This is a genomic window from Sphingobium anseongense, from assembly GCF_037725245.1.
Classification (GTDB): Bacteria; Pseudomonadota; Alphaproteobacteria; order Sphingomonadales; family Sphingomonadaceae; genus Sphingobium.
This window is the reverse complement of record NZ_JBBJUL010000006.1, coordinates 37877-49364: the sequence shown is the minus strand read 5'-3', so window position 1 is coordinate 49364 and position 11488 is coordinate 37877. Positions and strand designations below refer to the sequence as shown.

General features: G+C 64.4%; 10 protein-coding genes. 3 read left to right on the top strand and 7 right to left on the bottom strand.

Going from position 1 to position 11488, the window contains the following annotated elements; genetic code table 11:
* Positions 1-62 precede the first annotated feature (62 nt).
* Genes WG908_RS09970 through WG908_RS09955 form a run of 4 tightly spaced genes read right to left on the bottom strand, consistent with a single transcriptional unit; the run spans position 63 to position 4170 of the window.
* Positions 63-473, bottom strand: a complete 411-nt coding sequence (locus tag WG908_RS09970) for a hypothetical protein (protein ID WP_340186437.1) — start codon at positions 471-473, stop codon at positions 63-65.
* Between the two features lie 34 nt (positions 474-507).
* A complete protein-coding gene (locus tag WG908_RS09965; protein WP_340186436.1) occupies positions 508-1101 on the bottom strand; it encodes a hypothetical protein in 594 nt (197 codons plus the stop codon).
* Positions 1098-3431, bottom strand: coding sequence for a patatin-like protein (locus tag WG908_RS09960; protein WP_340186435.1), 2334 nt, complete (start codon positions 3429-3431; stop codon positions 1098-1100). Before WG908_RS09960 ends, WG908_RS09965 begins: the two co-directional genes overlap by 4 nt.
* 40 nt (positions 3432-3471) lie before the next feature.
* Positions 3472-4170, bottom strand: a complete 699-nt coding sequence (locus tag WG908_RS09955; RefSeq protein ID WP_340186434.1) for an endonuclease/exonuclease/phosphatase family protein — start codon at positions 4168-4170, stop codon at positions 3472-3474.
* A gap of 80 nt (positions 4171-4250) precedes the next feature.
* Between WG908_RS09955 and radA the strand changes: the two genes are divergently transcribed.
* Entirely contained in the window at positions 4251-5618 is a 1368-nt protein-coding gene (radA, locus tag WG908_RS09950) for a DNA repair protein RadA (RefSeq protein WP_340186433.1), read from the top strand.
* A gap of 9 nt (positions 5619-5627) precedes the next feature.
* Here radA and WG908_RS09945 read toward each other — a convergent pair whose 3' ends face one another.
* Positions 5628-6527, bottom strand: a complete 900-nt coding sequence (locus tag WG908_RS09945) for a dienelactone hydrolase family protein (protein ID WP_340186432.1) — start codon at positions 6525-6527, stop codon at positions 5628-5630.
* A gap of 120 nt (positions 6528-6647) precedes the next feature.
* Here WG908_RS09945 and WG908_RS09940 point away from each other — a divergent pair, with 120 nt between their 5' ends.
* A complete protein-coding gene (locus tag WG908_RS09940) occupies positions 6648-7160 on the top strand; it encodes a CvpA family protein (protein ID WP_340186431.1) in 513 nt (170 codons plus the stop codon).
* Positions 7161-7184: 24 nt separating this feature from the next.
* Here the strand turns inward: WG908_RS09940 and WG908_RS09935 are convergent, their stop codons facing one another.
* Positions 7185-8513: a M20/M25/M40 family metallo-hydrolase gene (locus WG908_RS09935; RefSeq protein WP_340186430.1), complete on the bottom strand. Its 1329-nt coding sequence runs from the start codon at positions 8511-8513 to the stop codon at positions 7185-7187.
* 196 nt (positions 8514-8709) lie between these two features.
* Between WG908_RS09935 and WG908_RS09930 the strand changes: the two genes are divergently transcribed.
* Positions 8710-10026, top strand: a complete 1317-nt coding sequence (locus WG908_RS09930) for a dicarboxylate/amino acid:cation symporter (protein WP_340186429.1) — start codon at positions 8710-8712, stop codon at positions 10024-10026.
* On the opposite strand, the gene WG908_RS09925 is transcribed toward WG908_RS09930, so the two are convergent.
* On the bottom strand, positions 10010-11410 hold the full coding sequence (locus tag WG908_RS09925; RefSeq protein ID WP_340186428.1) for an amino acid permease: 1401 nt from the start codon (positions 11408-11410) through the stop codon (positions 10010-10012). The two genes, WG908_RS09930 and WG908_RS09925, sit on opposite strands and share 17 nt — an antisense overlap.
* Positions 11411-11488 lie beyond the last annotated feature (78 nt).

The window sequence follows — 11488 nt, the reverse complement described above, 5'->3', positions numbered from 1 at the left end:
TTGATACCTTAATGAACGAAGTTATGATCCGGCACGAAATGACCGGTCCATGCGTGCGGTGTTCAGAAAAGCATCGGAGGTCCCAAAGCGGGCGGAGGAGGCGCGGCCAGACGAGCGATCCAGCCTGTCTTGAGCGCAAAGGCGATCGTCCCGAACGCAAGCGTCCAGGCCGGCAGCGTTTCCTCTGCGAGAGCGAGCGAGGGCAATGACGCATGCGCCGCCGCCCCAGCGAAGATGCAGGGCTTGGTGGTCGCACGATCGTCGGTTGCGGGCGCATCATCACCGGCCAAGCTGTCGCGATGGACGATGACATTGACCGCACCCTGCCCGGTGCACAGCGTCACCACGACGCCGCGATCCGTGCGGATCGGCATAAAGCCGGACGGAGCAATGAGCTGAATTGCGAAGACAAGCAGCGCCAGCGCGGTCAGCAGCCCGCGCGCATGCTCCGATCGTCTGATTGCCCCCAGCATGCGCTTCCCCTAGCGCCGTCGTTCTTGCCTGTCATCAGGGCAATTTGTCCAAGGGGCGCGCTGGCGCTTCGACACGGTCTTCATAGCTGCTGAGCGCTGCCATAACATCAGCCTGCAAACTATATCGGCGGCGCAGCGTGGCGAGACGCGCATCGGTGCCGGTGCATAGCTGCTGAATATTCTGTTCCAGATAGACGCGCCGTTCGTTATCAAATGGCTCCTCCCCCCGGAAATGATCGCAGCCGTCGCGATCGACCATGAAGGCGAGCACTTCATCAGGAAAGACGCCCACAGGGGCGGCATCGTCCGACGGCGGCAGGTCCCCCGACTGAATGGTCGACGACACCGACAATGCCGAAAGAGGCAGCGATGGTTCAGGAGCCAGTATGCCGGGCGGATCGGGCAACATCGACGCATGGCGGCTGTCGGGGCTGCGCTTGGCCGGCACGGCGGTCGGCACCGTCATATTTGCAGAGATCGCTTCGGCTTGTGACGGGCCGGATACGACGTCCGTTTCTGCGTCCCCAGGCGCGACTGTATCGGCGCGTCGTTCATCCGGCGTGGCATCGCAGCCGCCGGCAAGAAGCAGCAGGACCAGAGCGGTCTGGCGGCTGTAATTCCGCGTCACCCAATCTCCTTCCGCAGTTCGGCAATCAGTTCCGCGACGAGGGGCAAGCGATCCTCCTCCTCATCCAGCACCGCCAGAAACGCCAAACGCTTGTACTCGTGCCGCGACTCGTCCGAAAGGCGGGTCGCGGCGGGCATTGCCGAAATCACGATGTCCAGAAGCCGTTCGACGCCGTGCAAGCGCCCCCACAAATAATCATTCTCGCGATAGGCGCGGCTGAAGAAGGCGCCGAAATTGTTGAATTCGATCCCCTTGAGCGTGGCGTCCGCACCGCCAGGCCGGATCGCGCTACAGTCCTCAGGGGAAATGCGATCGACCTTGATCGGGTCATATTCGTCGGCCGCGTCACCCTGAAGCAGTGGAAGGGTGGCAATATCAAGGAAGGGAAAGCCGAGATAGGCAAGCAGCATCACGCGCCGCTCCGCCTTGGGCAGGCCCCACAATGCGTCGGAAAGCATCATGTCGGCTGCTTCGTCGCGCGCGCGCAACCCCCGTGCAGCGGCCAGCGCCTCCAGCGCGCCGGCGGGATCGGCAAGCGTGTCGCGCGCAGCCGCGCGCACATCATCGCCATAGGTTTCGATTGCCGCGCATTCGGCATAATGGGCGATGCCCTGATAGATGGCATCACGCATTATCGTGACCGCCGCGTCGTCCGCTTCACTTTCAACCTCCAGCGTTTCAGCAAGACGGCGGGCCAGAAAGCGCAGCCTGCGCATGCGAAAGGCAAGATCGTGGGTGCGAAAGAACTGGACCGGGGCCGAGCGCGCATTGACCGCGCCGGTCAACTGGTCCGCGCCGATCGCACGGACATGGCCCCAGATAGCCTGGCGAAAGCTTTCGCGCATCAGCGCGTCTTCCTGGCCGCTGAGGCGAAAGAGCAGGCTGCACAGATCTTCGACGATGCCCGACAGCTTGAGGTGGCCATAAGCTGGGTAGGCAAACCCCGCGGCACTGGCGGCGCGCTGCTGCGCCTTGGCACGCCAGGCCGAAAGCCGCAGCGGTGTCGGGCGGTCGAGGAAGAGCATACCGCCGATTGCGCTCTCGACCTCCTCGTCGATGTCGGCGCGCAGCGCGGCGATGATCCGGCCCGTGCGCCGCACGCGCGCGGAATGCCTTTCAAGCATCTCAAGATTGTCGCGGATCGGCTGTTCGCGCGGGATATCGCTCAGCGCGCCGAAGATGGTGCGGAAAAAGCCGGGGAGCGGGGCCTGGCCGTGTTCCGGTTCGGCAGCGGGCCCGCCCTCGCGATTGAGGCGGATCGAACGATGACCGGGCTTGGGATCGATATAGACGAAGCGGCGATCGACTTCGCGACGGGAAGGCCGATTGCGCAGCGCATCTATGGCCTGACGAAAGGGGGCGTTGGCAAGCACCGATCCGTCGATCAGCACCGCATCCTCGGCCGTGCCCATCACGCTCTGACGGGGCAGGATACGCGCGAGGAAGCGCGCCCGGCCCGACCATGCGCGGTGCCGGCGTTTGAGCACTTCGTCCAGTTCGCGCACGGTGAAGGGCGGGAAGGCTCCGGGGAAGCTGGATGTCGCGCGCGCGGCGAAGACCAGTTCGGCGATATCTGCAAAAGTGCGGTCGGACCGGCCCCGCGCGCTGAACCCTATCGACAGGCGATGTTCCGTCTCGATCACCTGCGGCGGACTGTTAAGGGTCAGGCTTTCGGGATGACCGTCAAAATCGGTGACCGTGACGAACAGGTCGAGCGGGTGGCCGGCGGGCAGCAGCGCCGGCCCCGGCGGCGAGGCGGCCATCGCATCGAAGGCATCGAGCAGCATTGTCGAAAGCCCCGCGCCGCCAAAGGGTGGTTCGAACCAGCGCGAGCGAATGAAGTTGGACAGCTTGTGCCGGACTTCTTCGCGCGTGTCGGGCGCGACCGTGCGCTCGACCGCGTCGCCAGGCCGGCGCGCCGCCATCCACACGATCGGCGTGGCCCAGAATTTGGTGATACGCCGGGCCGGCCGCGCGTCGGGATCGAGCAGCTTGTCGACATCGGCCTGTTCCAGCCACATGTCCGTCAGCGGATCGAGCGACTGGCCGGTTTCGATCGCCTGCGCCAGGAAAATGCCGTTGATCCCGCCAGCGCTTGCGCCGGCGATGATGTCGGGCATCACCCGCAACCGCGTACCGGTGGTCGCCTCGATTTCGGCCAGCAGGCGATGATAGACGCCCTGGCTGCCTTTACCGGGCGCTTCGCCATCGTGAAAGGATCGGCTGGCGCGCGTCAGCCGCCAGATTTCCTTGGTGATCCCGTGCATGTAGATCGCCAGGCTGATGCCGCCATAGCAGACCAGCGCCAGCCGCAGTTCCTTCTCCCTCATGCGCGATGGATCGCAGAGACAGGCGAACTTGTCGAGCGCATCAGCCGATGTCGACCGTCGCCCAGATCGGCAGATGGTCCGACGCCTTGCGCGCCGCCGCGCTGTCATGCGCGCCGCAATCCACCAGCCGCATCAAGCCGCAATGCATGATCCGGTCGAGCCGAGCGACCGGCCGCTGCGCATGAAAGCTGCGTCCACACGGCGCGAAGCTGTAATGCCGGGCGAAATCGGCAAGGCAGCCCCGATTGGCGCTCCATTCATTAAGGTCGCCCATCAGCACGGTGGGCATCGTCTCGCGCGCTGCCGCGGCATGAATGATCGCAGCCGCCTGCCGTCGCCGCCACAGTCCCGACAGGTCGAGATGCATGCCGAACACGCGTATGGCGACACCATTCAAGCCGACTTCCGCCATGATCGCGCCGCGCGGCTCCAGGCAGGGAAGATGCAATATGTCATGCGTGGCGATCGTCGCCCCCTTGCGCACCAGGATAGCGTTGCCGTGCCAGCCCATGCTGTCATGATGAACATTGAGCGGCACTGCCTTGTAGGGGCTCTGCGCGTCCAGCAGCCACGGCGGGATCGCCGCCGACCGCACGCCGAAACGCCGATCCGCCTCCTGCAATGCGATGATGTCAGCATCGACCTCGGCAAGCACCTCCAGCACTCTTTCGGGGACGCGACGGCGGTCGGTGCCGATGGCTTTACGGATATTGTAACTGGCGACGCGCAATAATGTCATGTCGTCGCAATGCACGACAGCTCGGCCGGTTTCCACAGTTTCGGACTGGCGTTCCACATATGTTCTGATATGCAGTCATCATGGCCAAGGCAAAGCGCAAATTCGTCTGTCAGCAATGTGGTTCGGTCGCAAGCCGGTGGCAGGGTCAGTGCGAGGATTGCGGCGAGTGGAACAGCCTGGTCGAGGAAGCGGCCGAGACGGTCTTTGCCGCCAAGCATCATCTGGCCGGCGGGGGCCGCGCGCTGCAACTGGTCGCGCTCGACAGCGATATCGCCCTGCCCGATCGGACGTCGACCGGAATTGCCGAATTCGACCGCGCGCTGGGTGGCGGGCTGGTGGCGGGATCGGCGACGCTGATCGGCGGCGATCCGGGGATCGGCAAATCGACGCTGTTGCTTCAGGCATCCGCCCGCGTCGCGATGCGTGGCCTGTCGGTCGCTTATATCAGCGGCGAGGAGGCCGCCGATCAGGTGCGGCTGAGGGCGCAACGGCTGGGGCTCGGCAGGGCGCCGGTGCAGCTTGCCGCCGCAACGTCGGTCCGCGATATCCTGACGACCCTGGACGAAGGGCCACCGCCTGCGCTGCTGGTGATCGATTCGATCCAGACGATGCACAGCGACCTGATCGACAGCGCGCCCGGCACCGTCAGCCAGGTGCGCGCCTGTTCGCAGGAACTGATCCGCTTTGCCAAAAGCCGGGGCAGCGCGCTGGTTCTGGTCGGCCATGTCACCAAGGACGGCAGCATCGCCGGGCCGCGCGTACTGGAACATATGGTCGACACCGTGCTGGCGTTCGAAGGTGAGCGCAGCCATCAATATCGCATCCTGCGCGCCATCAAGAACCGATTTGGCGGCACCGACGAAATCGGCGTGTTCGCAATGGTTTCTGAAGGGCTGGAGGAAGTCGCCAATCCGTCCGCATTGTTCCTTACCCATCGCGACGAAAGCGTCACCGGCGCGACCGTGTTTCCCGCTCTCGAAGGAACCCGTCCGGTGCTGGTCGAAATCCAGGCGCTCGTGGTGAGGCTGGCCAGCGGCGCGACGCCCCGGCGCGCGGTGGTGGGCTGGGACAGCGGGCGGCTGGCGATGATCCTCGCGGTGCTGGAGGCGCGATGCGGCCTCAGCTTTTCGACCTGCGAGGTTTATCTCAACGTCGCTGGCGGCTACAGGCTGTCCGACCCCGCCGCCGATCTGGCGGTCGCCGCCGCGCTGATTTCTGCGCTGGCCGAACGCCCCGCGCCTGCCGATGTGGTGCTGTTTGGCGAGGTTGCGCTGTCGGGCGAGATCCGGCCGGTCGCCCATGCGCCGCTGCGGCTGCGCGAATCCACAAAGCTTGGATTTACCCGCGCCTGCGTGCCGGCCGCGGTCAGCGACGGCGTAACGGGAATATCGCTCAGCGGCTATCGCACCCTGGCGCAGTTGGTGGATCAGATGCTGGGCCGGGGGTAAAACGCCTTTTCAGGTCAGTGTTCGCCGAAACAGCGCGAGCGTGCGCCGCCATGCCAGTTCGGCTGCGGCCTGATTGAAGCGCGGCGTCGTATCATTGTTGAAGCCATGTTCCACGCCATCATAAGTAAAGGCCTTGTAGTGCGTACCCGCCGCCTTGAGCGCCGCTTCATAGGGCGGCCACATAGCGTTGATCCGCGCATCGTTGCCGGCCATGTGGATCAGCAACTCGGCCTTGATAGCTGGCACGTCCTCGATCGGGGCCGGTGCGCCGTAGAAGGCGACGCCGGCGCGCAGTCCGGGCATGCGCGTCGCCAGGAAGTTGACCATGCCACCGCCGTAACAGAAACCAACCGCGCCGAGCCTGCCATTGCCCTGCGGCAGCGCCTGCGCATAGGCCGCAGCGGCGATGAAATCTTCGCGGATTCTTGCCTGATCGAGTTGCTGGAACAGCGTTCGCGCCTTGTCCTCCTCGCCGGGATAGCCGCCGAGTTTCGTCAGCGCATCCGGCGCGACGGCGATGAAGCCGTCGAGTGCGAAGCGGCGGGCGATATCTTCGATATGGGGATTGAGGCCGCGATTTTCGTGAATCACCAGCACCACAGGCGCGGCTTTTGCCTGTGTTGCGGGCATCGCGACATAGGCTTCGATCAACCCGCACCCCTCAAGCGCAAGAATCGATACGCGCGAAGTCGTGATTCGCTCGTCATCGGGCTTGACCTTTTGCGCATGGGCGAAGTCCGGGCTGAGCGCGGCCAGCAGGCTGGTCGCGGCTGCCACGCTGCCGGCATAGAGCGCGCCCGTCTCCAGAAAACCGCGCCTGCTGATATGGCCATGCACATAATCGTCGAACAAGGTCAGTATTTCGCGCGAAAAGCCAATAGTTGCGTTCTGCTTGGGTTCGTCCGTCATACCCGTCTCTCCATCCTGCCGCCCGGCCATCGCCAGTCTGCCCGCCGCTTTCCGCTCTGGCGAGAGCCATCGGACGAACCGGCTATCGGCCCGCGCAAAAATCGCTACATAGACCGATCCATGACCGCCATCGACATATCCGTTCTGCTTCTCATCGGCGGCTGCGCCATTTTCGGGCTGCTGCGCGGCTTCGTGATGGAGACGCTGTCGCTAATCGCCTGGGTGCTTGGCATCTTTGCGGTGCGGCTGTTCCACGCTTCGGTCGCGGAACTGCTGACGCCCTTTGTCGGGACGAGCAGCGGCGCGGGGATTTTGGCGTTCGTGCTGGTGTTCGGCTTGACCTTTGGCGCGGGCAAGCTGATCGCCCGCGCGATCGGCCAGCGAACGCGCCAGTCAGTGCTGGGACCGGTCGACAGAGTGCTGGGAGGCGGCTTTGGTGCGGTCAAGGGTTTGATCGGCGCGACGCTGATCTTCCTTGGCTTCACCCTGGTTTACGACACCGTCTATGGCAGCGGCGCGCGCCGGCCCGACTGGCTGTCCGATTCCCGCAGCTATCCGTTACTCAATGCAAGCGGTCAGGCGATTAGTGGCTTTCTGGAAGAACGACGCAATCGGCCGGCGGCGAAGGATTAGGCACGCGTCGAGCCGCACAAAGGATCAACGTGCCAGCCGTGAGAGCAGCGCGGTCCATTGATCGAGCGCGCCGGGGATGCCGGCGACCGGCACGCGCTCGTCGAGACCATGGGCGAAGCTGTCGGCAGAGCGCATGAACAGGCTGGAGACGCCATAGCTTGGTACACCAATTGCGCGGAAATAGAGACTGTCGGTGGCGCCTGCCGACATTGACGGGATGATCATGATGCCGGGATAGCGGGCGCGCACCGCAGCCGTGACGGCGTCGACAATATCACGCCGCAACGGCGACGCATCGCTCGCGGTCGGCTCACCAAGCGTCCGGATGATGGCCGTGGGATCGCCCACCACCCGTACGATCTCCGTCCTGACCGCGTCGATCGCAACGCCGGGGAAGATGCGGCAATTGACCTGTAGCTTCGCACTTTGGGGCAGCGCGTTGAGGGCATGTCCGGCCTGTGCCATGGTTGCGACGCAGGTCGTTCGCATCTGCCCCACAAATTCGGGGTGAGTCGATAACATTGCCGCTGCCGCCGGATCGCGCGTGGCGGCATAGCGTCGCATCGCCGCGCCAGCATCGCCGCCGATGCGTTCGGCCGAGAGCGCCAGCGACGCGCGGGTCAGGTCGTTGATCATCGGCGGGAATTGATGCGTGGCGATCCGGTCGATCGCACGGGCCATGCGATAGATGGGGTTGGTCGGCGTGGGGGCGCTGGAATGGCCGCCAGGATCTGCGAAGGCGATCTCAAAATCGGCATAGGTCTTTTCGCCGGCCTGGAGTTGGTAGAGAACGGGTGCACCCTCGTCGTCCAGCAGACCGCCGCCGCCATCGCCGTTGAGGAGCAGTTCGGCGTCGCGATATCTGGTCGCCAGCGCGCGGGTGGTCCGCATCGCGGTTTCCTCATCACCCGACAGCAGCAGTATGACAGTCCGCCGGGGCCGCCATCCTTCGCGCTCGAGCGCGGCGAGCGTCGCGATCATCATCGCGACGTCATATTTATTGTCCTCCGCCCCTCGCCCGAAAATATAGCCATTCTCCTCGACGGGAACAAAGGGGTCGCGCGCCCAGTCGGCGCGATCGGCGGCGACAACGTCCATATGCCCGATCATCAGCAAGGGCTTGAGCGCGGGATCGGAGCCGCGCACGGTCGCGGCGAGGGTCGCGGTCTCGCCGACAGGCGTGATTTCGATATCGGCTTGGGCAAAGCCCGCCTGCCGCAGCACCGAGGCATAATAGGCGGCGAGCGCCGGCACCTGCCCCGCCCCTTCCACCGTGCGGAAAGCGATGGATTTGAGGAGGACGGCCTTCGCCAGGGACGGATCGGGCGCGGCATGCGTCGTCAGTGGCGTCATCGCCAATAACGCGCCTGCCCATGCAAAGAGTCTTGGAAAGGGCATGCAGGGAACCTCCGATCTGCTAGTCTCTTCCTTGCACAGTCGCATGACGGCGTCATCATCCCCACTTGGGCCGCCCCAAGAAAGCCTTTCGCGCATATGGCGGACGCCCGTCCGATATTGCAGATCTTCGCCACTCAGGGACGTATCGCGCATGAGCATTTCCCCGCGCAGCTTCGGTTTTCAGGTGCTGGTCGGCATGGTCGTTGGGCTGCTGCTGGGTTTTGTCGCACAGGCGATGGGAACGGGACCGGACGGTCATCTGAACTGGCTGGCCCAGGCATTGAAGACGGTGGGAACCATCTTCGTGTCGCTGCTCAAGGCGATCGTGCCGCCGCTCGTGTTTGCCGCCATTGTCGCAAGCATCGCCAATTTGCGTGCGCTCGACAATGCAGCGCGGCTGGCGGGGCAGACGCTGCTATGGTTTGCCATAACGGCGCTGATCGCCGTTTTGATCGGCCTTGCCATCGGGTTGATAGTGCAACCGGGCGCGAATGCCCGCGGCGCGGCGCTGACGATCGGACAGATCAGCGCAACGGGGGGCTGGCTCGATTTCCTCAAGGGGCTGGTGCCCGGTAACAGCCTGGCGCTGGCGGGTGAGACGAAAATCGACGCAGAGACTGGTACGGCTACAACAACACTGAGCTTCAACATCTTGCAGTTGCTGGTGATATCCATCGCGGTCGGCCTGGCGACGCTCAAGGTCGGAGAGCGGGCTGAGCCGTTCCTCGCCTTTGTTCGTTCGCTGCTGGCGGTGGTGCGCGCGATCCTGGGGTGGATCATCCGTCTGACGCCGATCGGGTCGGCGGGGTTGATCGGGGCGGCGCTCGCTACCTATGGGTGGGGGGCGCTGGCGCAACTCGGTCTGTTTGCGGGCGCGGTCTATCTGGGCCTCGGCATCGTGTTGCTGGTGGTCTATCCGCTGCTGCTCGCGGCCCATGGACTTTCGCCTTTGCCTTTCTTTGCCAAAGCCTGGCCGGCAATCCAGCTCGGCTTCGTGTCGCGATCCTCGGTCGGAACGCTACCCGTCACCGAAGCGGTGACCGCACGCATGGGCGTGGACAGGAGCTATGCGGCGTTCGCAATACCGCTTGCATCGACGACCAAGATGGATGGGTGCGCCTCCATCTATCCCGCGTTGGCGGCGATCTTCGTCGCGGAATTCTACGGCATTTCGCTGGGGCCGCTCGATTATTTGATGATCGCCTTTGTCTCGGTGATCGGGTCGGCGGCGACGGCGGGGCTGACCGGGGCGGTGGTGATGCTGACGCTGACGCTGTCGACGCTGGGTCTGCCGCTGGAGGGTGCCGGACTGCTGCTCGCGATCGATCCGATCCTCGACATGGGCCGCACCGCCGTCAATGTTGCTGGACAGGTGCTGGTCGCGACCATCGTTGCCAGGCGCGAGGGGATACTGAACGAAACGACCTATCGGGAAAAGGCGGCCGCGCCGGTCAGCGCCCTGCTATAGTCGCCCGACCGCGGCCGTAGAAAACATAGACCGCCAGACCGAGCGCGTTCCACCCGGCGCAGGCGAGAATGGTGTTGATCGGCAGGCTCACGAACAGATAGGTACAACCCAATATCGCGCCCCAGCCCACGAGAATGCCCGCCGGCGCGCGGAACGGCCGCTTCATGGCGGGTGCGCGACGACGCAGGATCAGCAGGCACGCACCGACCGCCGAAAAGGCGATCAGCGTTCCGGCGTTCGCGAGCGCCGCAATCTGGTCGATCGGCAGCAGGCCGGCGATAATCGCCACCAGAGTCGCCGTGACCGCAGTGATCCGCGCGGGGGTGCCGCGCTTGGAAATTCGGGCGAGCGATTGCGGCAGGAAGCCGTCGCGCGCCATGACCAGGAAGATGCGACTTTGGCCATAGAGAAAGCCGAGCAGCACGGTGGGCAACGCAATGACGGCTGCTATGGCGACGATGCGCGCCACCTGTCCCTGCCCCATTTCGCGCAGGATCAACGCCAGCGGTTCCGGGCTGTCGGCAAAGCGCGTGAATGGCATCGCGCCAATGGCGGCGGCAGCCACCAATATGTAGATGAGCGTGCAGGCGATCAACGAGCCGACGATGCCGATGGCAAGATCGCGCTCGGGATTTTTGGCTTCTTCAGCTGCGGTCGAAATGGCGTCGAAGCCGTAGAAAGCGAAGAAGATGATCGCGGCGGCCGCCATCACCCCGCGCTCGACGCCGTCGGCACCCATCGACTTGGCAAAGCCAAAGGGCATGAAGGGATCAAGGTTCGTGGTATCGAAAGCCGGCAGGGCCACTGCGACGAACAGACTGAGCGTGGCGATCTTGATCAGCACGAGCAGGCTGTTGAGACGCGCGCTTTCATGCGTGCCGAGCATCAGCAGCCCCGCCACCACCGCGATTATGAACATGGCCGGCAAGTTGATCAGGCCGCCCAGTGCCGGCCCCTGCGTCAGCACGGCGGGAAAGCCGATGCCGGTCAGTAGCGGCCCCGCATAGCCCGACCAGCCGACCGCCACGGTGGAAACGACCAGAGAATATTCGAGAATGAGACTCCAGCCGACGATCCAGGCAATAGCCTCGCCGATTACCGCATAGCTGTAGCTATAGGCGCTACCGGCGGCCGGCATCATCGTCGACAGTTCGGCATAGGCGAGCGCGGCGCAGGCGCAAATGGCCCCTGCAATCGCAAAGGACAACAGCACCGCCGGCCCGGCCCGATCCGCGCCGACGCCAATCAGCGTAAGGATGCCCGTTCCCACGATTGCTCCCACGCCGAGCGCCAGCAAATGCGGCCAGGACAATGTCTTGCCCAGTTGCTGGTCGGCAGCGCCAGGAGTCATCGCCTCTATCGGCTTGCGGCGTGTCCAGCTCATATAGTGCGTGCCCCCTGATCAAGCGCATACAGTCGCGCCACGACCTGCACTACGCAAGGGCTGAAGCTATTGTCGGGG

Coding starts and splice junctions, on each gene's coding strand:
- WG908_RS09930 (WP_340186429.1), top strand. CDS start 8,710: ATGAGCATTTCCCCGCGCAGCTTCGGTTTTCAGGTGCTGGTCGGCATG.
- WG908_RS09955 (WP_340186434.1), bottom strand. CDS start 4,170: ATGACATTATTGCGCGTCGCCAGTTACAATATCCGTAAAGCCATCGGC.
- WG908_RS09925 (WP_340186428.1), bottom strand. CDS start 11,410: ATGAGCTGGACACGCCGCAAGCCGATAGAGGCGATGACTCCTGGCGCT.
- radA (WP_340186433.1), top strand. CDS start 4,251: ATGGCCAAGGCAAAGCGCAAATTCGTCTGTCAGCAATGTGGTTCGGTC.
- WG908_RS09960 (WP_340186435.1), bottom strand. CDS start 3,431: ATGAGGGAGAAGGAACTGCGGCTGGCGCTGGTCTGCTATGGCGGCATC.
- WG908_RS09970 (WP_340186437.1), bottom strand. CDS start 473: ATGCTGGGGGCAATCAGACGATCGGAGCATGCGCGCGGGCTGCTGACC.
- WG908_RS09940 (WP_340186431.1), top strand. CDS start 6,648: ATGACCGCCATCGACATATCCGTTCTGCTTCTCATCGGCGGCTGCGCC.
- WG908_RS09945 (WP_340186432.1), bottom strand. CDS start 6,527: ATGACGGACGAACCCAAGCAGAACGCAACTATTGGCTTTTCGCGCGAA.
- WG908_RS09935 (WP_340186430.1), bottom strand. CDS start 8,513: ATGACGCCACTGACGACGCATGCCGCGCCCGATCCGTCCCTGGCGAAG.